We start from the raw sequence: 22,690 nt of genomic DNA, 5'->3' as shown, positions 1-22,690 counted from the left end.
CGATAGCCGGTGCAGGGGAGTGAGGGTTCATGGCTCAGGAGATCGTTCTGGCGGGCGGAAAGCGCACGCCGTTCGGGGATTTCGGGAAATCGCTGAAGGACATTCCGCTGACGGCGCTGGCGACCCATGCGGCCAGGGCATGCGTGGAAGATGCGGAAATTTCACCCGGAGAGATCGATCACGTGGTCTGGGGCAATGTCCTGCCGGTCGACCCGGACGGGTATTACACCGGCCGCGCGGCTGGCCTGAATATCGGTATGAAGGACGAAAGCTGCGCCGTGCAGGTGAACCGGGCCTGTGGTTCTGGCACCCAGGCGATCCTCACCGCCGCGCAGCAGATCATGACCGGGCACGGCAAGATCGCGCTGGCCGGCGGCGGCGAGAATTTCTCCCGCGCGCCCTTTGCCAACCAGCAGATGCGCTGGGGCGCTATCCGTGGCGCGCAGAGCTTCGAAGACACTATGGAATCCGTCTATAGCGACCCGTTCGGGCACGGTCTGATGGGGGCGACGGCGGAGAACCTCTCCGAGGATTTCCAACATCGCCGCGAGGACATGGATGCCTGGGGGCTGATGAGCCAGCAGCGCGCCGGCAAAGCGATGGCGACCGGTTTCCTTGCCCGCCAGATCGCGCCGATCGAGGTGCCGGAGGGCCGCAAGGGCACAAGGCTGATGAGCGAGGACGAGTTCCCGCGTCCCGAGATCACGCTGGAAAAGCTGGCGACCCTGAAGCCGGTCTTCCGCAAGGGCGGACAGGTGACGCCGGGCAATTCCAGTGGGGTGACGGACGGCGCCGCCTTCGTGCTGGTCGGCGACCGGGCGGCGGTCGAAGCACAAGGGATCGAACCGGTGGCTAGGATTGTCGACTGGACCATTGTTGGCGTCTCGCCAAGGATCATGGGCTGCGGGCCGGTACCGGCGATTCGCGCGCTTTGGGAAAAGCGCGGGATGAAGGCGTCCGACATCGACTATTACGAGATCAATGAAGCCTTCGCGGTGGTGAACCTGCATGCGGAGAAAGAACTCGGCGTCGGTCGCGATGTGACGAATATCTATGGCGGCGGCATCTCCATCGGTCACCCGCCGGGAGCGACCGGGGTGCGCATGACGATCACCGCCATGCATCACCTTCAGGAATCCGGGCAGCGTTATGCCTGTATCTCCATGTGCATGGGTGCGGGCCAGGGCATGGCCGTGCTGATCGAAAATCTCGCCGTCTGATTCTGGAGCTTCCCATGTCTGTTGACCTTACCGGGTCTTTTGACCTTACCGGCAAGGTGGCGCTGGTCACCGGCGCCAGCCAGGGCCTTGGTGCCCGTTTCGCGGAAACACTGGCCGCCAGAGGGGCGGCCGTTGCCGTTGCTGCGCGCCAGGCAGCGAAGCTTGAGGAACTGGCGGAGCGGATTGGCGCGGCTGGTGGGACGGCCCATGCAGTGGCGATGGATGTCACCGACCCGGCCTCCGTCGAGGCGGCTATTGAGAATGTGGAGGCCGCGCTCGGCCCGCTCGATGTGCTGGTAAACAATGCCGGTATCGCCGTGCAGAAGCCGTTTCTGGAGATGAGCCCGGAGGATTACGACCAGGTCCTCGACACTAATCTGAAGGGCTGTTTCCTGGTCGCCCAGGCGGCTGCCCGGCAGATGAAGGGGAGCGGCGGCGGGTCGATCATCAATATTTCCTCCGTGCTAGGCACAGAGGTGATCGGCGCGCTCTCGACCTATTGCGCATCCAAGGGCGGGCTGTTGCAGCTCAACCGGGCCATGGCGCTGGAATTGAGCCGTTACGGTATCCGGGTGAACGCCATTGCGCCGGGCTATATCGAAACACCGATCAACAGCGGGTTTTTCAAGACAGAGCCCGGTCAGAAAATGGTCAAGACGATCCCGCAGCGCCGGCTTGGCCAGCCGGAGGACCTGGACGGCGCGCTGCTGTTGCTGGCGTCCGATCAGGGGGCCTATATGACCGGCTCGGTCGTCACCGTCGATGGCGGCTTCGTCCTGCGCTAGGGCGAGGCGAACCGGATGGCGGACTTTCTGATACGCGACCGGGATCTCGGCTTCCTGCTGCATCAGCATCTCGGGATCGACGGTTTGCTCGACCGCCCCCGCTTCCGTGGCCAGGGGCGGGAGAGTTACGACGCGATCCTGGAGACGGCGCGGCGCATCGCGGCCGAGAAATTCCGTCCGCACAACCGCGCTTCCGACCTTGAGGAGCCGCGTGTCGAGAATGGCCGGGTAGTTGTCCATCCGGAGATCGGCCCCGCCATCGCCGCTTTCAGCGAAGCCGGCTTCGCCGCGGCTCATCATGACGAGGCGCTCGGCGGCATGCAGTTGCCCTGGGTGGTGACGCAGGCCGCCTTTGCCTATTTCCAGGCGGCCAATCTGGCCACCGTCGCCTATCCGTTCCTGACCATCGCTGCCGGCAACCTGATTGCCGCGCACGGCACGGAAAGTCAGAAGGCGCGGTTCCTGCCGCCACTGATGGATGGCCGTTTCTTTGGCACCATGATGCTGTCGGAGCCGCATGCGGGCTCCTCGCTTTCAGACGTGCGCAGCACGGCCTCTCCGTGTGACGACGGCCGCTATGCTCTCACCGGCACCAAGATGTGGATCTCCGGTGGCGAGCATGAGCTGGCGGAGAATATCGTTCACCTCGTTCTGGCCCGGACGCCGGGTGCGCCGCCAGGCGTGAAGGGGCTCTCGCTCTTTCTGGTGCCGCGTTACCGGCTGGAAGAGGACGGCAATCCGGGGGCGGATAACGGCGTCGTGCTCGCCGGGCTCAATCACAAGATGGGGTATCGCGGCACCGTCAACACGGTGATCAATCTCGGCGAGACGGAGCCCTGCATCGGCGAGTTGATCGGTGAGGAGCATCGCGGCCTGACCTACATGTTCCACATGATGAACGAGGCCCGGATCGGTGTCGGCTCCGGTGCCGTGGCGCAGGCTTATACCGGCTATCTGCACAGCCTCGACTATGCCCGGACGCGCCCGCAGGGCCGGCATCCGGACGGTAAGGACCCGGCAAGTCCGCAAATCCCGCTGATCGAGCATGCCGACATCCGCCGCATGCTGCTGTTGCAGAAGGCGGTGGCAGAAGGCGGGCTCGCGCTCTGCCTGGAAGCCGCGCTGCTGGTGGACGATCAGCGTACGCATCCTGACGAGGCAGTACGCCGCGATGCCGGGTTGCTACTCGATTTTCTGACCCCGATCCTGAAGTCTTTCCTTTCCGACCGGGCGCTGGAGGCGAATGACGCGGCGATCCAGATTCATGGCGGTGCCGGCTACACACGGGACTTCCCGGTCGAGCAGTTCTGGCGGGACAATCGTCTGAACCCGATCCACGAGGGGGCCAACGGTATCCAGGCGATCGACCTGATGGGCCGCAAGCTCGGACAGGCGGACGGCGGTTCTTTCACTCTCTTTCTGGACAGCATCGCCGGGACCGTCGGAGACGCGCGGGCCATTGATGCTTTTGCCGGACATGCGGCGGCTCTTGAGGAGACGACGAGCCGGTTCCGGAGACTTGCCGAACAAGTGTTGCCGGAGTTGCGGCAGGAGGCGCGCCGTACGCTGGCGAACGCGTCTGCTTTCATGGAGGCGGCGGGATATATCACTCTCGCCCGTGCCTGGCTGGCGCAGACCGTCACGGCCAGACGTTTGCTGTCGGCGGCGGAAGGTGCGGAAGAAGAGGCCTTTCTCAACGGCAAGATCGAGACCTGCGGCTTTGTCTTCGCCTGGCTGCTGCCCCGCGCGGAGCCGGCGCTCGGTCTGCTCGAATCCGGCGACGATACGGTCTTCCGCATGTCTGTGGACGGATTCTAGTCGGGTTCGCTTGAACCTGCGCGGCGGAGCCTATACGAAATCGGTCAACGAATTTCAGATACCAAGCCGTTCGAGGAGGATGGGATGTCAGTGAACAAAATCGGCGTCATCGGCGCCGGAATGATGGGCTCCGAAATTGCCCTGGTCTTCGCCATGGCCGGCAAGAACGTCGTCATGATGGAGCCGGAGCAGGCACGTCTGGACAAGGCTATGGCCGGTCTCCAGAAGACGCTCGAATCCGGTGTCGCCCGGAAGTTCTGGGCGGAAGAGGATATGGCGGCGGCACTGTCGAACATTTCCACCGCCACGGACGTGTCCGGCTTCGGCGACCGCGATCTGGTGATCGAGGCCGTGTTCGAGGACGAAGAGGTGAAGGCCGCTGTCTATAAAGAGCTGGACGCGGTCTGCAAGGACGATGCGATCATCGCCTCCAACACCTCCAGTATCTCGATCACCGTGCTCGCCTCCTATTTCTCCGAAAAGCGCCAGTCCCGCTTCCTCGGCCTGCATTTCTTCTCCCCGGTCAGCCGGATGAAGCTGGTCGAGGTCATCCGCGGCATGGACACGGACGATGACGTGATCGCTGCCGCCCGCGAGGTCTGCATCGCGGCCGGTAAGACGCCGATCGACGTGAAGGACGTGGTCGGCTTTGCCGTCAACCGCATCCTCTTCGCCATGTGGGACGAAGTGCTGCGGCTCGCCGAGGAAGGCGCCTGCTCGCCGGAAGATATCGATATCGGCTGCAAGCTGGGCCTCGGCCATCCGGTCGGCCCGTTCGAGCTGATGGACAATATCTCCAACACCTTGAACCTGCAGGTTGCCGAGATCCTGCACGAAGCCTATGGCGAGCGCTTCAACCCGCGCCCGATCCTGCGTCAGATGGTGAAAGCCGGTCGCGCCGGCCGCCGCGCCGGTCGGGGCTGGTACCGCTACGACGAAAAAGGCAAGCGGGTCGCCTGAGCGCGCAAGATCTTCACGATTGCAGACGGGCGGTCCTTGTGGCCGCCCGTTTTGCTTTGATGTCTGCCCCTTTGCGCCGAAAAGGGCTTTCCCCGAAGACCGCTCCCGGCTCATGATCAAAGGAAAACCGGCACGGGAGGGGCGGGACGGTGCAATCGATCCGGCGCGGCGAGACAACACTCAGAACACCGAACATCACGGCGGCGGCCCAGGAAGAACTTGAGGCGGCCGGCAGCGATGCGGACCGGATCGAATCCGTTGCAGCGCTGATCCATGGTGCCTTCACAGACTATTATGGCCGTTTCCGGGCAATCGCACATCTTGCCAAGACCGCGTTCGAGGCACGGGACTGGCCGGCCTCTCTGGCTCTGAGCCAGGAGCGGCTCGGTATCTATGGAGCCACGGTTAATGCGCTGGTGCCGGTGATCCTGCTGCATTGCCCGGACGTGCAGGGCAAGGATGCGTTCTGGGCGGATGTCGAGGATCAGTATCTGCCGCTGATCGACGGGCTCTACCATGCCGACCTTGCCTATGCCTTCCTGAATTCGGTGCGCCGCCAGGTGCATGCGGACATGTGGCGCGCCTCGACTTATTCCAGCGCCCGCGCCCGGGATGAGGAAAAAGCGCCGCATCCCGTCGTCACCCGACTGTTCGATATCGAGGGGCCAGTTGACGGTGCGCAGTTGGTTCCTGTGCTGACTCTGGCCGGGTTCTCGCGATCCTGGCGCAATCTTGCGGCGGATGCTGACGCTGTCGCGGAACGTATCCGCGAAGCGGTGCCGGAGGCGGAGCGGATCGACGGGGTCGAGATGGCGGATGCCGGATTCTATAGGAACCGGGGGGCCTATCTCGTCGGCCGGATCTTGCGTGACGGTCTGGAGCCGGTTCCGGTCGGCATTGCGTTGCTGAACGAGGCGGAGGGGATTCTGGTCGACGCGGTCATTCTCGGCTCGGACGATCTGCAATATGTCTTCAGCTCGACGCTGGCCAATTTCCACGTGACCGCCGAGCATTATCACGAGATGGCGGCATTTCTCTTCGCGCTGATGCCGGATCGCCCGCGCGGCCTGCAGTATTCCACCATCGGCTATAATCATATCGGCAAGGTCGCCGTGATCCGGCAGATCGAGGATGAGCTGAAGGCATCCGGAGAGACGCTGGATTATGCGGTTGGCTCCCGGGGGACTGTTGCTATCGGCTTCTCGGCGCCGTCCCTCGGCTATGTCGCCAAGGTGATCCGAGATCATCCGACGGCGGGTTACAAGTGGGGCGTGTTTCCCGGTGTCCAGTCTGTGCTGCAGAAATACAGCCGGGTTCACGAGATCAACCGGGCCGGCTCGATGCTGGACAACATCATCTATTATAACGTCACCCTGCCGGCGGACTATTTCACCGATGCGCTGCGCCAGGAGATCCTTGAGGCGGCGGGCGACAATGTGATCCAGACCGGGGCAGGGCTGCTGTTCCGTCACCTGATCGTGCAGATCAAGATGATCCCGTTTCCTGTCTTCCTGGAGAGCGCTTCGGAGGAGGATGCGGAGAACGCGATCCTCAATCTCGGACAATGCATCGCCAACAATGCCGCGGCGAACATCTTCAACAAGGATCTCGACGGCCGGAATTACGGTATCAGCGGGATCCGCAAAGTTTATCTGTTTGATTACGATGCCATTGAGGATCTGACCGACGTCAAGGTGCGGACCAATCAGGACCGGTTTGATGGGGAGGAAGATATTCCGGACTGGTTCTTCGAGGAGGGGGTGATCTTCCTGCCCGAGGAGCTGGAGGTGCACTTGCGTATCGAGGATCGCCGTCTGCGCCGGATTTTCCGGGAGGCGCATGGCGATCTGCTGACCCTGAAATACTGGACCGACATGCAGGAGCGGCTGCGCAAGGGACAGGTGCCGCGACTGACGCCCTATCGTGAGGAATGCCGGTTGCGAGCCGAGGCGTAATCTGGAGACGCAGTATGCGCGCTATGCAATTTGACGGTGCCGATGGCCTGCTGGAACCGGTCGAGCGGCCGAGGCCGGAACCGGGGCCGGGGGAGGTGCTGGTGCGGATCCGCGCCTGTGGCGTCTGCCGGACCGATCTGCATGTGGTCGATGGCGATCTGCCCGATCCGAAGCCCGGTGTGATTCCGGGGCATGAAGTGGTCGGGACAGTCGAAGCAACGGGGCCCGGCGTGACGGGAATGCATATCGGCGGCCGGGTCGGGGTTCCGTGGCTCGGCTGGACCTGCGGCGCGTGCCGTTATTGCCGGGAGGGTCAGGAAAACCTTTGTCCTGATGCGCGATTTACCGGCTACACGCTGGATGGCGGCTATGCCGAGTATCTCGTTGCTGACGCGCGCTATTGCTTTCCTTTGCCGGACTTTTATTCCGATGCGGAGGCGGCACCGCTGCTCTGCGCCGGTCTGATCGGTTATCGCTGTCTGCGGATGGCCGGCGCAGGCAAGCGTCTCGGCCTCTACGGATTCGGTGCCGCCGCCCACATTTTGATTCAGGTCGCTCTCTGGCAGGGCCGGGAGATCTACGGTTTTGTGCGGCCGGGAGACGAGGCGGCAAAGGAATTTGCGCTATCGCTCGGCGCCGTCTGGGCGGGCGATTCGACGGAGCTGCCGCCGGAGGAGCTGGATGCCGCGATCCTGTTTGCGCCGGTCGGCGACCTCGTGCCGCTTGCGTTACGGGCGATTCGGCCCGGCGGAACGGTGGTTTGCGGCGGTATTCATATGTCCGACATTCCGCAATTTCCCTACGATATCCTCTGGCGTGAGAAGACGATTGTCTCGGTTGCCAATCTGACGAGGCAGGATGCAATCGATTTTCTGGAATTGGCGCCTCAGGTGCCTGTTCGAACGACAACGCAAACCTATCCTCTTGAAGAGGCTAATTCCGCCTTGTCCGATTTGCGGGACGGTCGGCTTCAGGGGGCGGCGGTCCTGGTGCCTTAACATGAGGCATTATCAATTGTAGTCGTCGTCGCGCTGATATTTGCCGTTTTTCGGGAGCTTGTCCTGCCGGCGGCGATCCGGCCCGGCATAACCGCCCGACTTTACATAAGGGCGGGCGTCGGAAAGCACTGACATGATTGTCCGCTGCAGATTCTTGAAATCGACCGGCTTGGCGACAAACGCACTCGCGCCGTCATCCCGGGCCCTCAGGACCGATTCCCTGCTTGCATGCTGGGTAACGAGAATGACCGGAACATAGGGATTCGTGACGTTCGGATCGTGGCGTATATGATGCAGGAAGTCCCATCCGTTCATCGGTTGCATCTCAAGATCGGTGACGATCAGATCGTAATGCCGCCTGGTCAGGTCCTTCAGGGCAATTTCACCGTTCTCGCGTTCAGTGACATCGTCAAAGAGAAGATGTTCCAGGAACGTTCGTATGAGCCGCCGTGTCGGCTGGTCATCTTCCACGACCATCACTCGAAGGGCGCGCAGGACTTCTTTTGAAATATTTGTCATCTATCGCGTTCAAGCTCCTGTGCGTTCTGAGAGCTATATAGTGCGGGAATGGTTTTTATTCAGTTTACTTGCCCGGCGCCGATGAAAACAGGCAACGGAAGGGCGATGTCGACGCTCTTACATACAGGGGAATTCTGGGGGAATACTGGGAGATGGCGCGCCCGGGAAGATTCGAACTCCCGACCTCTTGATTCGTAGTCAAGCACTCTATCCAGCTGAGCTACGGGCGCCCCTGGGAAGCATGTCGCTCCCGAAGGAGGCCGGAACATACTCAAGCCGATTTGGAAACGCAAGCGCTTATCTTACGGAATCGTCTGGCAAAACAACTTGTAGGCCTGATTGGCATTGGTTACTATCCCTACGAATTTCGCGGCTTGCGGATACCATCAGTGGGGGACTGCGTCGGCAAGCTTCTTCCACCGTCTTTAACCCGTACCGGTCGGGGGTGGACGGAGGCGGGGACTCCTACCCGAAAGGGCGGATCGCCGGGGCTCATTGCTAGGGGGGTCGGCATTGGTCGGTCGGACGGATCTACCTGAAACCGCGGCAAACATAACACCTATTTACAAGGTGACAGCGTCCTATGATTCTTAATCGCTCGTCGCTCGTTGTCCTGGGCGCAATGGTTCTCCTTCTTGGGGGCTGTTCTTTCTCATCCGATGCATTGTGGCCGAGCCTTTCAGGCGAAGCTCCCGCCGGAGCCGCTCAGACTTCCGGGCAAGCGCCTTCTCAGGTGGCGATTCAGCCGTCTGCCGGCGAACTTTCGGCCCAGCCGCTGAGTGCAAATGGACAACAGCCGCTTAGTCTGAACAACACAAACTTCGAGGTCCAGCCACCTAGACCAGGGGCCGCTACCGGCACCTTTGTCGGTAACAAGGTGGTGCAGCTCCGGGACGATCTCCGGCGTTTGCAGGAATCCATACGGAGCCATAACGGCGACCTGCAGAACGTCCGTCAGCGGACAATCGGCAATGCGCAGGTCTATCATCAGTCCGTTGCGACGATCCGCTCGCGGTTGCAGGTCGGTACCACGCCGGGTAACCCGATGCTGGTCACCTCCTGGAACGAATCGCAGCGTTTGCTCGAACAGGTGAATGCCGATATCGGCGATATGAACGACCTTTCGAACCGCGTCGCGGCCGATGCCGCGCTGTCGACCTACCTGCTCGACGCCACACGGGCCGCCTTCGGGCTTTCCGGCGCCGTCGACGAGGATCATCGCCAGCTCGAAATTCTCGAGGATGACGTCAACAGGACTGTTGTTCTGGTTGACCGTTTGCTGACCGAGCTGAGCGACGATATCCGCCGCCAGAGCCGTTATGTGGCGACCGAACGGAACGATCTGAACACGCTGGCTCTGGCCATCAAGAACGGTGAGTTCTTCGGTACCAGCCTCGCTTCCCGGACTTACGGGATTGGCGGTGCCACAGCGACAGCGACGCCGATCGCGCCGACACGCGGTCTGAGTTCTGCCACCGGATCCCGGCGGCCGCTGGTGGTTATCCGGTTCGACCGGAGCAACGTGAACTACCAGCAGGCGCTCTACACTGCCGTCAGCCGGGCCCTGGAACGCCGCCCGGATGCGTCTTTCGACCTTGTGGCGGTTTCTCCGTCCAGCGGTTCCTCGGCGCAGGCTGCGCTCGATACCAGCAAGGCACGGAAGAATGCGCAGGATGTCCTTCGTGCCTTGACCGATATGGGGCTGCCGCCGAGCCGGGTGGCTCTGTCGGCGACCACGGCCAGCGATACGACGGGCAATGAAGTTCGTTTGTTCGTCCGCTAGGGCCAGCAAATAAAAGATAAGAAAAGCGCCGTCCGATCTTCGGGCGGCGCTTTTTTCATACGCCAAATGTATCCGCCTGGCTCCAGGCGCCGTTCGTCAGACAGATCGAGGGCGGCACAATTATCGGTCCGGGCGGGTTATTAGCAATACGGTCAGGGCATTCAGCGTTGCGGAATGCGGCCGGTCGCGCTATGTCGCCGCATCTCAATGTGACGTTGATGGGTACGTGCCATGCCGAGTGATGAACAGGCTTCTTTCAACAAGTCCTTCCCGGTCAGCTGGGAAGAGCTTCACCGAACCGCAAAGGCTTTGGCCTGGCGGCTGACGGAAGTCGGTCCATTCGACGGGATTGTTGCCATCACGCGCGGCGGCCTCGTCCCGGCCGCCGTTGTCGCCCGCGAGCTCAATATCCGGATTATCGACACGGTCAGCGCCGCGTCCTACGGGGTCGATGGCTCCGACAAGGAGCGTGGCACCATCCGCATGATGAAAAAATGCGACATCGCGGGTGACGGCACCGGCTGGCTGATCGTTGACGATCTGGTTGATACCGGGGAGACCGCGAAGGCTGTGCGGGCCATGTTGCCACAAGCTCATTTTGCGACGGTTTATGCCAAGCCGGCCGGCCGGCCGCTGGTCGACACTTTCGTGACCGAGGTCAGTCAGGATACCTGGATTCACTTCCCGTGGGATCTGGAGCCGCGCCCTGTCGAGCCGATCTCCTCGCTCCGCCGGTAAAGGGCTCCAGCGCCAAAGAGTGTGGTGCTAAAGGGCTTCGGCGAGTTCGTCGAGCAGCTCTTCATCCTCGATCCGGACCCGGGACCCGTGCTCGACGGAAATAAGCTTCTTTTTCTTTAAGTTGGTAATAGTCCGGCTGACCGTTTCCGTGGTCAGGCCGAGATAATCCGCGATGTCCGTCCGGGTCATGGGCACGGAAACCGGATTTGCGGGCAAATGGCGCTTCACCTGCCGGGCCGAAAGGCCCCGGAAGAAGGAGGCAACGCGTTCCGCTGCGGTCTTCCGGCCAAGCAGGACGATCTGCTCCTGCATCAGGCTCATTTCCTCGGACGCGCGGGCGAACAGCCGATGCTCAAGCGTGGGAATTTCCCGAAGCAGGGCTTCGAGTTGAGGACGCGGGAACCGGCAGAGCGTCGTGGGTGTTATCGCCTCGGCGCCGAAGCCATAAGCGTCGCGATAGGACACGCCGAGAAAATCGCCTGGGAAGAGGAACCCTGTTACGGAGCGGCGGCCATCGGCCAGCAGTTTGTAGAGACGGACGGTTCCCCCCGTCAGTGTATAAACATAGTCCGCCGGCTCACCTTCATCGACGATCGGATCGCCTGCCGCCAATTCAACCGAGGAGAGTATGCCTGTAAGGCGCTGCACTTCATCCGCCCGGAGCGCGCCGCAGATGGCGAGATCGCGAATATTGCAATCATCGCACGGCGAGCCGGTCGCTGCGGGTGCGCTATTTTCTCCCGAAATGCTTTGCATCCGATGCTCCGGTCCGTGCCAGTCAAGGGATCTGTGATCGATCCGGTGGCTATGACTGACCCAACACTAACGGTTTCGGCCGCCGGGTGGAAGCGGCTCGGCGTGAGTCATCATGCTGCGCGTGTGCTATCGCTTGACCGCCTTGTCGTCGGGCAGGGTAATTCAAGCCGGAAGCTACTGCCTATTGCGCCGGTACTGGCCAGGAAAAGTGCCCCACCATGCGCGCGTGCAATATCGCGGGCGATTGCCAGCCCGAGCCCGGAGCCGCCGCCATGTCCGGAAAGCTGGAAAGGTAAAAACAGTTTTTCGCGGATAGGCTCTGGAATGCCGGGGCCGTTATCTTCGAACAGAAGTGTCAGCGTCCCGCTGTCATGCTCGAATCCGATGTGGAAACGGGTCGCTCCCGCCCGGGAGGCGTTCGAGGCCAGGTTGGCGAAAATCCGGTAAATCTGGTCGGTGTCGACCGTAACCAGAACACCGGGTGGCTCATCGATCTCGATGGCCAAATCGCCTTCCGCAGTCGAGGTCCTCAATTCCGGGATAATATCGTCGAGCAGGGCCTTCAGCGTCACACGTTCGGTCATCAGGGGGACCGATTCCTGGGTGAAGTTCAGAGTGTCCGAGCAGAGTTTGACTGCCCGGTCGATCGTCCTGAGGAAGGGCGGGACCGCCTTGCGGACGAACGGGTCGGAGCTCTCGGCGAAACGGTCCGAAACCAGCGTGGCGGTGGCCAGCATGTTACGCAGGTCGTGATTGATCTTGTTCACAGCCGTGCCGAGGGTGGCCAGTCGCATGTTCTGCCGCAATGCCCGGCGGACACCCTGCTTCATATCGGCGAGCTCGCGGACCGCGATGCCGATTTCGTCCCGCCGGTCGGAGGCCGGCAGGTCGGAAGTCGGGTCTTCCGGGCGTTGGCGGAAGGCAATCATGCTGCTGGTGATGCGTTGCATGGGAAGCACCATCAGCCAGCGCAGGGAAAGGAAGACAAGGGCTGCGGTGAAGAGCGAGATCACCACCGAGAGCGTGAGGATGCGCCAGGAGAAATCCAGCATCTCCATATGCATCGGCCGCTCGTCGATCAGCATGGTGACAAAGACCTCGGGGTCTCGCGGAGACTGGCCGTGCAACCGGACGATCCGGTTGCGGGTCTGTGCCAGGGTCTCGAACGCATCCAGGATCAGGGTAAGAACGCCGGTGCTTCTGAGATCGACGGCGATATCGGGCTCCGGAACCTGGGCACGCCGAAGCATCGGCATGAAATTGGATTCGTCGTTTGCCACGACGCTGTAGGCGTCCACATGATCCAGCAACTGGCGCGCCAGCATCTCTGTCACCATACCGTCCGGGGCCGCCTTGACGGACAATGCGGCGAGGTGGCCCTCCGCCAGCTTCTCCTGCAGGTAGCTCAACCGGTACCGTGAAATCGACGGGGTGTAGATCAGCACCTCCGCCACCATGATGAAAAACACCGTCAGCAGCAGGAGCCGGAAAGAGAGACTGTTGGCAAAGCCCAGCATGTACACATGTCCGTCGACGCAACCCGCAGGGCAAGCTTACCCGAAGGCGGCGAGGAAGCGGACGATTTTGCGTATGCGCGGGCTGAATAGCGTCTCCGTGTAGAAGGATCCGGCGGCCCGCTTGCCGATTTCACCCAATGTAGGGTAAGCGACGATCGAAGAGGCGACCGCGCCGATCTTGATCTTCTGGGCGATCACCATGGTCCATGTCTGGATCAGGTCCCCGGCATTCTTGCCGACGATGGTTGCACCCAGAACCTTTCCGTTCTTGAGGGTCATCACCTTGATGAAGCCGTCTGTGACGCGTTCTGCCCTGGCCCGGTCATTCTCCTGATAGGGCCATTTCAGCACCCGCAGCTTCTCACCATGCTGTGCGCGCGCCTCCCGCTCCAGCAGGCCGACATGGGCGAGTTCGGGGTCCGTGTAGGTAACGCGCGGCACGGCGCTGTGGTCGGCTTTTGCAGGCATGCGGAAGAGGGCGCTGCGGATCACGATGCTGGCGTGATAACCGGCGACATGGGTGAATTGCAGGCCGCCCGCGACATCGCCGATGGCGTAGACCTTCCGGTTGCTGGTCTTTAGCCCGGCGTCGACCTCGATCCCGGCCCTGCCATGCTTGATCCCGGCGGCCTCCAGGCCGAGCCCGCTGATATTCGGGCTGCGACCGGCTGCGACCAGAAGGTGACTGCCATCTACGTTTTGTTGTTTGCCGTCCTTCTCGACGGACAGCTGGACAGTTCCTTCAGAACCGGCGACCTCTTTCACCACTGCGCCTTCGAGAAGGCTGACGCCGATCTCTTTCAGGTGCACGCGCAGGACCTCTGCGGCTTCCTCGTCTTCATTGCCGAGCAGGCGGGCGGCTTCGATAAGGGTCACGTCCGCGCCGAGATTGCGATGCGCCTCGGCCAGCTCGCAACCGATCGGACCGCCGCCGACGATGAGCAGGTGATCCGGCCGCTCGGTCAGATCGAAGATGGTCTCGTTGGTCAGATAGGGCGCGCTATCGAGACCGGCGATGGGCGGGATCATGGCGCTGGACCCGGTGGCGATCACGAAACGCCGAGCCCGAACGCGGAAACCGCCGCCGCTGACCGTACGGGCATCCGAGAAAGTTGCCTGCGCCTGGATGACGCGGACACCGAGCTCCTCGAACCGTTCGACGGAATCATGCGGCTCGATGCCGGCGATCACGTCGCGGACATGGGCGTGGACCTTGCCGAAATCGACCTCGGGCGCCGGCAGGGAGACCCCGAAGCGCCCTGCCGTCCGGGCCGTGGCGGCGGCGTGGCCGGCCGCAAGGATGGCCTTGGAGGGAACGCACCCGTAGTTGAGGCAGTCCCCACCCATCAGCCCGCGCTCGAAGAGCACAACCGAAGCGCCCATCTGCACGGCGCCGGCGGCGACGGATAATCCGCCCGACCCACCGCCGATAACGCAGATATCCGCCGATATATCCTGTTCGATGGTCTGGCGGTCGGGGGTATCGGTTTTCATCGCTCTGAGTATGCTCCTGAATGTAGAATGCGGAACACCAACGCGAACCGCGACACAGTATTCAACGCATCTATGTCGCGCACCGGTCGAGGCACAACCAGTCACCTTGGCGTGAGGAAATGCCGGGTTCGTCCGAACTGTCCCTGCATTTATGTGACATACCGTGCGCGCCCACGTTGACTCGGGCAGGGCAAAACTATATACAGCCCGGCACTCGCGAGATTGCTATATTTTACGTCGACGGAGACTTCCCGTGAAACGCACCTATCAGCCCAGCGTCCTCGTACGCAAGCGCCGTCATGGCTTCCGGTCCCGCATGGCGACCGTTGGCGGCCGTCATGTCATTCGCAACCGGCGCTCCAAGGGCCGCAAGCGTCTGTCCGCCTAAAATGCTGCTGCCCGGCCAGTCTGGCCGGGTCGCCTGCATTTCAGAAAGCTCTTTTGCCATGCGCAATCCGTCCTCCGGAACGTTGGAGCGCCTGCAAAAGCGCAGCCAGTTCCTCACGATTGCCCGGACCGGACGCAAGGCCGTTACGCAGGGAATTGTCCTGCAGGCCCGCCCGCTTGAGCCCGGTCACGAGACCGAGATCAAGGTCGGCTATACCGCCAGCCGCAAGGTTGGCGGGTCGGTTCAGCGGAACCGGGCAAGACGAAGGCTGAGAGCCGTGGTTCATGATGTAATGAACGCGATGGCCATACCGGGGCATGAATTTGTCCTTATTGCCCGCGCGAATACCCTGACCCGCTCCTATGATGGTCTGCTTGCCGATCTCAAGCGTGCGCTCGGCAAGGTGGATGCCCTCAAGCAGGAGGTGCGGACGTGACTTCCGCCACCAGATCCCCGCTTGCCTGGCTTTTCCGCGGGATTATTCTTTTCTATCGCTACATGATTTCCCCGTTTCTCGGGACCAATTGCCGTTTCGAGCCGAGTTGTTCACGCTATGGTCTCGACGCAATCGAGCGCCACGGCGCCTTTCGCGGCGGCTGGCTTACCGTTAAACGGATTCTGCGCTGTCATCCCTGGGGCGGCTGTGGCTATGATCCCGTCCCCGAGCGGGATGGGGCCGCTCGCCGAATGCATCACAATTGTCGGGCCGAACAATGAACGAGCAAAAAAACCTGATTTTCGCCGTCGTGCTGTCAGTGGCGATTCTGGTCGGGTTTCAGTTTTTCTATGAAGTTCCGAGGGTCGAGCAGGAGCAGGCCCGTCAGGCCGAGCTCACGGCCTCCGGAACAACCGACTCTTCCGCAGCACCCTCGGCGTCGAACGTCCCGTCCGGTGCGCCGGTCGGAGGCGCCTCGTTGCCGGGCAGCTCCAAGATGTCGGCCGAGGATGCAGTCCAGGCACGGCGCGCAATCGCGGCCGACCCGAAACGGATCAGGATCGAAGCGCCAGGTATGCGCGGCACGATCTCGACCGTGGGGGCCCGGATCGACGATACGATCCTGACGCACTATCGGGAGAGCCTCGACAAGGACAGCGACGACATTCATCTGCTGAAGCCCGTCGGTGTACCGAAATCCTATTACGCCGAGTTCGGCTGGGTTTCGGAGGCCGAGGGCACGCCGGTGCCGAATGCGAAGACTGTTTGGGCTACCGACAGCGACACGCTGAGCCCGGGCCAGCCGGTTACCCTGACCTGGGACAATGGCGCGGGGCTGACCTTCGAGCGCACCTACGCCATCGACAACCAGTTCATGTTCTCCGTGACGCAGAAGGTGCGGAACAGCGGCAGCGCTCCTGTGACGCTGTTCCCGTACGGCCTGCTTTCCCGTGGCGGGACACCGCAGACTGCCGGGTTCTACATCCTTCACGAAGGCCCGCTCGGTGTGTTCGACGAGACCCTGAAAGAAGTCGATTACGACGATCTGCAGGAAGACGGCGACGTTGAGGTTGCCGCGACCGGCGGCTGGATCGGGATTACCGACAAATATTGGCTGGCAGCTCTGGTGCCGGCCCAGGATGAAGCCGTCAAATACCGCTTCATGCACATGATCCGGCAGCAGGATGATCGCTATCAGACGGATTATCTCGGCTCTGCCAGGGCAATCCCGGCGGGCGGCTCTGTCGAATCCGAAGTGCATCTCTTCGCCGGCGCGAAAGAGGTCAAGCTGCTGGACAAGTACGAAGCCGAATACGGCATCGCAAACTTCGATCTGGCGGTTGATTTCGGCTGGTTCTATTTCCTGACGAAGCCGTTCTTCTATGCGCTTTCCTGGCTGCATGGGGTGGTGGGTAACTTCGGCATTGCCATCCTGATCTTCACGGTCGCGGTCAAGGCGGTGTTCTATCCGCTGGCCAACAAGTCCTACAAATCGATGGCGAAAATGCGCGAGCTTACGCCGAAGATGCAGGCCCTGCGCGAGCAGTATGGCGATGACAAGCAGCGCCTGAATCAGGAAATGATGGGGCTCTACAAGAAGGAGAAGGTCAATCCGGCGTCCGGCTGTTTGCCGATCCTTGTCCAGATTCCGGTCTTCTTCGCGCTCTACAAGGTGCTGTTCGTTTCCATCGAAATGCGCCACGCGCCGTTCTATGGCTGGGTCCACGATCTTTCCGCTCCGGATCCGACAACGCTCTTCAATTTCTTCGGTCTGATCCCTTGGACCCCGCCGGAATTCATTCCGATGATCGGTATCTGGCCGATCCTGATGGGGCTGACCATGTTCCTGCAGCAGAGGCTGAACCCGCAGCCGGCCGATCCGATCCAGGCCAAGGTGTTCATGTTCCTGCCGATCTTCTTCACCTTCCTGCTGGCGAATTTCCCGGCCGGTCTGGTGATCTACTGGGCCTGGAACAACCTGCTTTCGATTGCCCAGCAGCGGCTCATCATGTGGCGCATGGGCGTCAAGTAGGAGTGTGATGACCGAAGAGCTGGACCCGGAAGAACTGGAAGCAGGACGGCATCTGTTCGCACAGGAATGCGGTTTTGTCTGGGGCGCGGCGCGGCTTGACCAGTTGCCGGAAGCCACCATGCCGGAAATCGCCTTCGCCGGGCGCTCCAATGTCGGCAAGTCGAGTCTGGTGAACGCACTGACCGGCCGGAAGACGCTGGCGCGTACATCGAACACGCCAGGCCGGACACAGCAGCTCAACTTCTTCAATCTGGGCAACCGGTTGATGATCGTGGATCTGCCGGGTTACGGCTACGCCAAGGTTTCCAAGACGACGGTGGCTGCCTGGAACCGGACCCTGCGTCAGTTCCTCAAGGGGCGTACCGTGTTGCAGCGTGTGCTGCTGCTGGTGGATTCCAGGCATGGTCTGAAGGATACGGACCGCGAAATGATGGACATGCTGGATCAGGCAGCGGTTTCCTATCAAATCGTTCTGACCAAGGTCGACAAGCCTAAAAAACCTGAGCTGGATGCGATCGTGGCGGAGACGGAGGCGGAGCTTCGAAAGCACGTCGCCGCGCATCCGGTGATCGTCTGCACCAGTGCCGATAAGGGAACGGGCATACCGGAGCTGAGAGCGGGGCTCGCCGCATTGGCTGACGGATAAGCGTTGGGGGAAAGAAACATGAGCGAATCGTCTTTGAACGGACTGCGGCAGGAATGGCTTTCCAAGGCCGGTATTCTGACCGAGGCCTTGCCGTTCATGCGCCGGTACAGCGGCAAGACGGTTGCCGTGAAGTTCGGCGGTCACGCTATGGGCGACGACGATCTGTTCAAATCCTTCGCCGCCGATATGGTGCTGATGAAGCAAGTCGGCATGAACCCGATTGTGGTGCATGGCGGCGGCCCGCAGATCGGCAAGATGCTGGAACGGCTGGCTATCAAGAGCGAATTCGTCGACGGTCTCCGGGTGACGGACAGCGCGACGGTCGAGATTGTCGAAATGGTTCTGTCCGGCTCGATCAACAAAAGCATCGTCGCTGCCATCAATGAGGCCGGCGGCCGGGCCATCGGCATTTCCGGCAAGGACGGCAATCTGATCACCGCACGCAAACTGCGGCGCACCAAAATCGATACGGACAGCAATATCGAGAAGGTGCTCGATCTCGGGTTTGTCGGCGAGCCGGAGAGTGTGGATGTGAGCATCCTGAAAACCTTTGCCGAAGGCGGGCTGATCCCGGTGATCGCGCCGATCGGCTTTGGCGAGGATGGCGAGACTTACAACATAAACGCGGACACTTCTGCGGGCGCTATCGCTTCCGCCTCTGACGCGGCCCGGTTCCTGCTGCTGACCGATGTGGCCGGTGTGCTGGACAAGAACGGCAACCTGATCCCCGAACTCAGCGTTGGCGATGCGCGCAAGCTTATTGAGGACGGCACCATTTCCGGTGGCATGATCCCGAAGATCGAGACCTGTATCGATGCGGTCGAGAACGGTGCCCGCGCCGCTGTCATTTTCGACGGCCGCGTGCCGCATGCCTGCCTGGTCGAACTGTTCACGCCGCATGGCGTCGGGACCATCATCCGCGGCTGACCCATTCAGCGATAACCGTAGTACCGCGATCGTCGCGGCAACGGCAAAAAACCTCCAAGACACGGAAATAACGGCGTTTTCGCCGTTATTATTCTTAACGAGCGGTATAAATCGCCGGGATTCCCGTTTGCGATTTGTCAACGATCCTTCCGTACAATCATAGCAATTGGGAAGCCTCAGGGGCTTCTCTAAAAAGTGCTGCGGCGAGACGGTATGTCGGACGACGCACTTGGGATCGGCGCATTTCTCGGAAAGGAGAATGCCGTGAGTGGAAGCTTGGAAATTCAGGCGAAGCGTTGCATCGGCGCCGCCGCAATTATCGCCGGGACCGTTTCTTTCGTCGCTCCGGCCAGTGCGATGGACCCGCGGCTGTGCACCCAGCACGGGGATCTGGTCAAGCAGCTCGGAAAGAAATATGGCGAGGCGGTTTCTGCCTCCGGTTTCGATGGCGCCGGTAACTTCGTGCAGGTCTTCAGCTCCGAGACCGGAAGCTGGACCATCGCCGTTTCGACGCCTGGCGGGCAGACTTGCGTGATTTCCGCCGGTAACGACTGGCAGAAAGAAGAAAACAAGCCGGCGAAGCCCGAAGTGGCTTCCTGAGCGGCGCCCTCTAGGCGTCTTCCTCCGCCTCTTCGGTTTCCTCGCTCACCAGTTCGATCTGCCAGGAAAGCTGATCGTCGCTGAGCGGGAAGCCGCCCTCCTCGGTCGGCTGCAGTGCCTTCTCAGGCGGAATGTTCGCCAACCGGACCTGAAGCTGAACGGCGAACTCCATGCTGTAACCGGCTTTCCAGACCAGTGCGATCACGGCTTTCGGATTGATCGACGAGGCAAGGCTGTGCACCGCGTCTTCCGACAGGCCGGTGATGTGTTCGAACGCGGCCAGCACGAAGGGCCGTTTGCCTTCGCTAACAGCATCGCGCACTGCCTCTTCGGTCAATGTCCCGTTTTCGTACATTTGCCGGGCCCGTTCGCGCCCGGTCACGATGCCGTCTCCCTCGGCCAGCGCCGGGTTCTCAGCCAGCCGTTTCTCGATCTCGGCTGCAAGGTGAGCCGATGTTTCGGCGCCAAGGTCCGCGCGTTTGCTGAGTTCGGCGACCAGTGCATAACCGACGAATTTGGCGAGACTTATCGCATGGCGGCCGAGCAGTTTCGGCCGTGTCACCAGAGGGCGGTGCAGCACCGGACGATCCGGCGCGGCCTCGATCAGCTCGTCCAGCGTTTCTTCGCGGATCTGGGCGGAATCGTTGCCCAGAAGATCGGCGATGGCGGCATCGTCTTTTGCGGAAATGACAGCGTCCGACACCCGTTCGGACACCGTCTGACGGCGCGAGATGGCGGAGAGCGCGCCGGCTACAGGCTCGTTCTGGATAATCTCGACAAGCAACTCGTCCGCCAGCAGCGGAGAATGTTCCAGGATTGGGCCGGAGACAGAGAGCGCTGTGTCGCGTGCCAGCACTTCGATGACGCGGCTGACCAGCTCCGGTGGGGCGTCCGGCAGGTCCTTTACCGCGTCCGCGAGAACAGCCCGGACACGGTCGACCTGATCCTGTGCCAGGGTCTCCAGGACCTCGACGGTCAGCTTGCGGATACTGTCCCGCCGCTCCGAGCTCAGGTTCGGGGCAATCGCCGCGACCTTGCGGGCAACGATGGAGCGGACATCCTCGCTCTCGTCCTGCGCGAGAAACTGGTCGGCATGGCGCGGTGTCGCCGTGTTGGCGGCCACGGCTTCCCGGATCCCGTGATCATCGTCTTCGGCCAGGAAAAACAGGATTTCCGGCGGTGTCAGGTGATCTTCCGCGAGACGCCGGCGTTCCGCCAGATCCTGACTCGCGGCAAGGTTCTTTGCCTTTTCGTAAACGGCCTTCTCCTTGTCGCTCATCCGCCGCTTCGGTTCAGTGGCCATCACTGCGGTCTCCGCTTTCTTCCGGGTCTTTTGCCCCCGGGTCTTTTGCAAAGGCATAGGCGTTCTTGCCGCCATGCTTGATCTCATACATCGCCTCGTCCGCGCGGGCGACCAGGCTTTCCGCATTCTCTGATGGCGCGTCGGGCTGCCCGGCGATGCAGGCGATACCGATCGACATGCCAACCTTGCGGGTCTCGTCCACGGCATACTGCGCCAAAGTGCCAGCGGCTTTGAGCAGTCCTTCGGCCTTGCCGCGTGCAGCCTCCCGATCGGCGCTACCGAACCAGATCACGAACTCGTCGCCTCCGAGCCGGGCCGGCATGTCCTGCTTCCCGGCAGCGTCATGCAGCATGGCGGCGACGTCCAGCAGCACCTTGTCGCCCATCTGATGACCGAGATTGTCGTTCACCAGCTTGAAGTTATCCAGATCGACATAAATCAGCGCGCCACCTTCACCGGCCTTTGCCAGCCGGTCGTCGAGACGCTGCTGGAAGGTGCGCCGGTTCAGCAGTTTGGTCAGCGGGTCCGTGGTCGACAGCAGTTCCAGGTTTTCGTGCGAGGCGACCTGCTCGATGGCGATGCCGATCTGGTTCGAAACCTCCTTCATCAGGTCGCTGTCATCCTCGTTCCAGGCACCGCCGACATGGTCCCGCCAAAGGACCACCGCGCCGTTCGCTTTCTGGTGATACCCGGTCGGGTAGGAGAGGATATTCACACCCTCCGCATCGGTCAGCGTGGCCGGGGTCAGCGTCTCGGCCCCGGATTTGAGCAGATCGGCGAGGAAAGTCTCGGGTGCGCTGCCGAGTTCGGCGGCGACCGTCAGGTTGCCGGTATCCGTCCTGCGGCAGATCACGCAGCCGTCGGAGGCAAGGGAGCGGGCAATCGCGCGGGCGGCGGAGGCAAGCATCGCTTTCGGGTCCATTTCGTCGCGGATGGTCCGCACGATATAGGCCATCAGCCGTTCCCGGTTTCGCGCTTTTGCCAGTGCCGCATCGCGTCGGCGTGCCTCGGTCATGTCCCGGCAAACACCGCGTGCGCCGAGCCAGTCGCCGTCATCGGTGTGCAGCGGTGCGGCGGAGGCTTCCAGTTCGGCGATGCTGCCGTCTGCCCGGCGGAACCGGAACTCGATCCCGGTTGAAGGTTCTTTCGCGTTAAAGGGGGTCACCACCTGGATGCCGTCGATTTTGCTGACGAAGTCGTCGGCGACATGGCCGACCAGCTCGTCCGGCTCGTAGCCGAGCGCGCCCGAGGTGGAGACGAAGACGAATTTTCCGTTGATGTCGGTTTCCCAGGCGAAGTCGCTGGAGATCTCGACCAGGTCCTTGTAGCGCTGCCGGGATTCGACGAGCGCATTGCGCAGGTTCTGGTCGAGGGAGATATCCCGGCCCAACAGCAGCACATGATCCCCGCTATCGACCGGCAGGGCGGTGATATCGGTTGTGCGCCCCGCTTCCTCGTCCAGGATCTTCATGTTCTGGGGGCGGCCGCCGCTGGAGAGCGTGGCGCTGACAAGCGCGATGACCGACAGAGCGCTGCCGGACATGATGCCGTGGACCAGAGACATCGCAGCCGGGTTCGCGCCGATAATATTCTTTTCCCGGTCCAGCAGCAGAATCGGCCCCGGATACTGGAAGAGCGGTGCGCCGTCTTCCAGCAGGTGCAGTATCTGGCCCGAATCGGCCCCTGCAAGTTCCTTCAGCTCTTTGCTGTCCATCGCGCCGGTGCCGCCTTCTTGCCTTGTCACGTCGCGTTTCCCTCGCCGCTACCCCGTGCCCGGGGCGATAACCGCCGCCATACTTGCCTGCGCCGGTGCGA

The 22,690-nt window shown here is 61.8% G+C and carries 21 protein-coding genes and 1 tRNA gene; 15 read left to right on the top strand and 7 right to left on the bottom strand.

Features of this window, described 5'->3' with window-relative positions:
• The first annotated feature begins 29 nt into the window (after positions 1–29).
• From IG629_RS21475 to IG629_RS21450, 6 genes are all read left to right on the top strand, one after another.
• Complete coding sequence (locus IG629_RS21475) at positions 30–1,220, top strand: thiolase family protein (RefSeq protein ID WP_193173951.1); 1,191 nt, start codon at positions 30–32, stop codon at positions 1,218–1,220.
• Between the two features lie 14 nt (positions 1,221–1,234).
• Positions 1,235–2,005 carry an SDR family NAD(P)-dependent oxidoreductase gene (locus tag IG629_RS21470; protein WP_193173950.1) on the top strand — a complete coding sequence of 257 codons (771 nt, stop codon included), beginning with the start codon at positions 1,235–1,237 and terminating at the stop codon, positions 2,003–2,005.
• A 15-nt stretch (positions 2,006–2,020) separates the two neighbouring features.
• Entirely contained in the window at positions 2,021–3,823 is a 1,803-nt protein-coding gene (locus IG629_RS21465; RefSeq protein ID WP_193173949.1) for an acyl-CoA dehydrogenase, read from the top strand.
• Positions 3,824–3,907: 84 nt separating this feature from the next.
• Complete coding sequence (locus IG629_RS21460) at positions 3,908–4,783, top strand: 3-hydroxyacyl-CoA dehydrogenase family protein (protein ID WP_193173948.1); 876 nt, start codon at positions 3,908–3,910, stop codon at positions 4,781–4,783.
• 149 nt (positions 4,784–4,932) lie between these two features.
• Positions 4,933–6,738, top strand: a complete 1,806-nt coding sequence (locus tag IG629_RS21455; RefSeq protein ID WP_193173947.1) for an isocitrate dehydrogenase kinase/phosphatase AceK regulatory subunit — start codon at positions 4,933–4,935, stop codon at positions 6,736–6,738.
• 14 nt (positions 6,739–6,752) lie between these two features.
• Complete coding sequence (locus tag IG629_RS21450; RefSeq protein WP_193173946.1) at positions 6,753–7,736, top strand: zinc-dependent alcohol dehydrogenase family protein; 984 nt, start codon at positions 6,753–6,755, stop codon at positions 7,734–7,736.
• 12 nt (positions 7,737–7,748) lie between these two features.
• Here the strand turns inward: IG629_RS21450 and IG629_RS21445 are convergent, their stop codons facing one another.
• Both IG629_RS21445 and IG629_RS21440 read right to left on the bottom strand, forming a co-directional pair.
• Complete coding sequence (locus IG629_RS21445) at positions 7,749–8,255, bottom strand: response regulator (protein ID WP_193173945.1); 507 nt, start codon at positions 8,253–8,255, stop codon at positions 7,749–7,751.
• A 153-nt stretch (positions 8,256–8,408) separates the two neighbouring features.
• A tRNA-Arg gene (locus IG629_RS21440) sits at positions 8,409–8,485 on the bottom strand.
• Positions 8,486–8,988: 503 nt separating this feature from the next.
• Between IG629_RS21440 and IG629_RS21435 the strand changes: the two genes are divergently transcribed.
• The gene (locus IG629_RS21435; RefSeq protein ID WP_319025150.1) at positions 8,989–10,038 is read left to right on the top strand and encodes a hypothetical protein; all 1,050 of its coding nucleotides are present in this window, start codon (positions 8,989–8,991) and stop codon (positions 10,036–10,038) included.
• Between the two features lie 231 nt (positions 10,039–10,269).
• On the top strand, positions 10,270–10,776 hold the full coding sequence (gene gpt, locus IG629_RS21430; RefSeq protein ID WP_193173943.1) for a xanthine phosphoribosyltransferase: 507 nt from the start codon (positions 10,270–10,272) through the stop codon (positions 10,774–10,776).
• Positions 10,777–10,803: 27 nt separating this feature from the next.
• On the opposite strand, the gene IG629_RS21425 is transcribed toward gpt, so the two are convergent.
• The 3 genes from IG629_RS21425 to IG629_RS21415 form a co-directional block, all read right to left on the bottom strand.
• A complete protein-coding gene (locus tag IG629_RS21425) occupies positions 10,804–11,532 on the bottom strand; it encodes a Crp/Fnr family transcriptional regulator (protein ID WP_193173942.1) in 729 nt (242 codons plus the stop codon).
• A 110-nt stretch (positions 11,533–11,642) separates the two neighbouring features.
• The gene (locus tag IG629_RS21420; RefSeq protein ID WP_193173941.1) at positions 11,643–13,049 is read right to left on the bottom strand and encodes a sensor histidine kinase; all 1,407 of its coding nucleotides are present in this window, start codon (positions 13,047–13,049) and stop codon (positions 11,643–11,645) included.
• A gap of 36 nt (positions 13,050–13,085) precedes the next feature.
• Positions 13,086–14,543 (bottom strand): dihydrolipoyl dehydrogenase family protein, encoded by a 1,458-nt coding sequence (locus tag IG629_RS21415; protein ID WP_193173940.1) that lies wholly within the window; start codon positions 14,541–14,543, stop codon positions 13,086–13,088.
• 253 nt (positions 14,544–14,796) lie between these two features.
• Between IG629_RS21415 and rpmH the strand changes: the two genes are divergently transcribed.
• The 7 genes from rpmH (at position 14,797) to IG629_RS21380 (ending at position 19,572) form a co-directional block, all read left to right on the top strand.
• A complete protein-coding gene (rpmH, locus tag IG629_RS21410; protein ID WP_028467499.1) occupies positions 14,797–14,931 on the top strand; it encodes a 50S ribosomal protein L34 in 135 nt (44 codons plus the stop codon).
• A gap of 58 nt (positions 14,932–14,989) precedes the next feature.
• Entirely contained in the window at positions 14,990–15,367 is a 378-nt protein-coding gene (rnpA, locus tag IG629_RS21405; protein WP_193173985.1) for a ribonuclease P protein component, read from the top strand.
• Positions 15,364–15,648 (top strand): membrane protein insertion efficiency factor YidD, encoded by a 285-nt coding sequence (gene yidD / locus IG629_RS21400; RefSeq protein ID WP_193173939.1) that lies wholly within the window; start codon positions 15,364–15,366, stop codon positions 15,646–15,648. Before rnpA ends, yidD begins: the two co-directional genes overlap by 4 nt.
• Positions 15,645–17,399, top strand: a complete 1,755-nt coding sequence (gene yidC / locus IG629_RS21395) for a membrane protein insertase YidC (RefSeq protein ID WP_193173938.1) — start codon at positions 15,645–15,647, stop codon at positions 17,397–17,399. The genes yidD and yidC overlap by 4 nt, the downstream gene beginning before the upstream one ends.
• Positions 17,400–17,406: 7 nt before the next feature.
• Complete coding sequence (yihA, locus tag IG629_RS21390; RefSeq protein ID WP_193173937.1) at positions 17,407–18,045, top strand: ribosome biogenesis GTP-binding protein YihA/YsxC; 639 nt, start codon at positions 17,407–17,409, stop codon at positions 18,043–18,045.
• An 18-nt stretch (positions 18,046–18,063) separates the two neighbouring features.
• Positions 18,064–18,972: an acetylglutamate kinase gene (gene argB / locus IG629_RS21385; protein ID WP_193173936.1), complete on the top strand. Its 909-nt coding sequence runs from the start codon at positions 18,064–18,066 to the stop codon at positions 18,970–18,972.
• Between the two features lie 264 nt (positions 18,973–19,236).
• Positions 19,237–19,572, top strand: coding sequence for a hypothetical protein (locus IG629_RS21380; protein ID WP_193173935.1), 336 nt, complete (start codon positions 19,237–19,239; stop codon positions 19,570–19,572).
• Between the two features lie 10 nt (positions 19,573–19,582).
• Here IG629_RS21380 and IG629_RS21375 read toward each other — a convergent pair whose 3' ends face one another.
• Both IG629_RS21375 and IG629_RS21370 read right to left on the bottom strand, forming a co-directional pair.
• Positions 19,583–20,875 (bottom strand): DUF2336 domain-containing protein, encoded by a 1,293-nt coding sequence (locus tag IG629_RS21375; protein WP_193173934.1) that lies wholly within the window; start codon positions 20,873–20,875, stop codon positions 19,583–19,585.
• On the bottom strand, positions 20,865–22,619 hold the full coding sequence (locus IG629_RS21370) for a sensor domain-containing diguanylate cyclase (RefSeq protein WP_193173933.1): 1,755 nt from the start codon (positions 22,617–22,619) through the stop codon (positions 20,865–20,867). The genes IG629_RS21375 and IG629_RS21370 overlap by 11 nt, the downstream gene beginning before the upstream one ends.
• Positions 22,620–22,690 lie beyond the last annotated feature (71 nt).

The sequence above is a fragment of the Nisaea nitritireducens genome (assembly GCF_014904795.1).
Classification (GTDB): domain Bacteria; phylum Pseudomonadota; class Alphaproteobacteria; order Thalassobaculales; family Thalassobaculaceae; genus Nisaea; species Nisaea nitritireducens.
The sequence above is the reverse complement of the archived record's forward strand: the minus strand, read 5'-3'. Positions and strand labels throughout refer to the sequence as shown.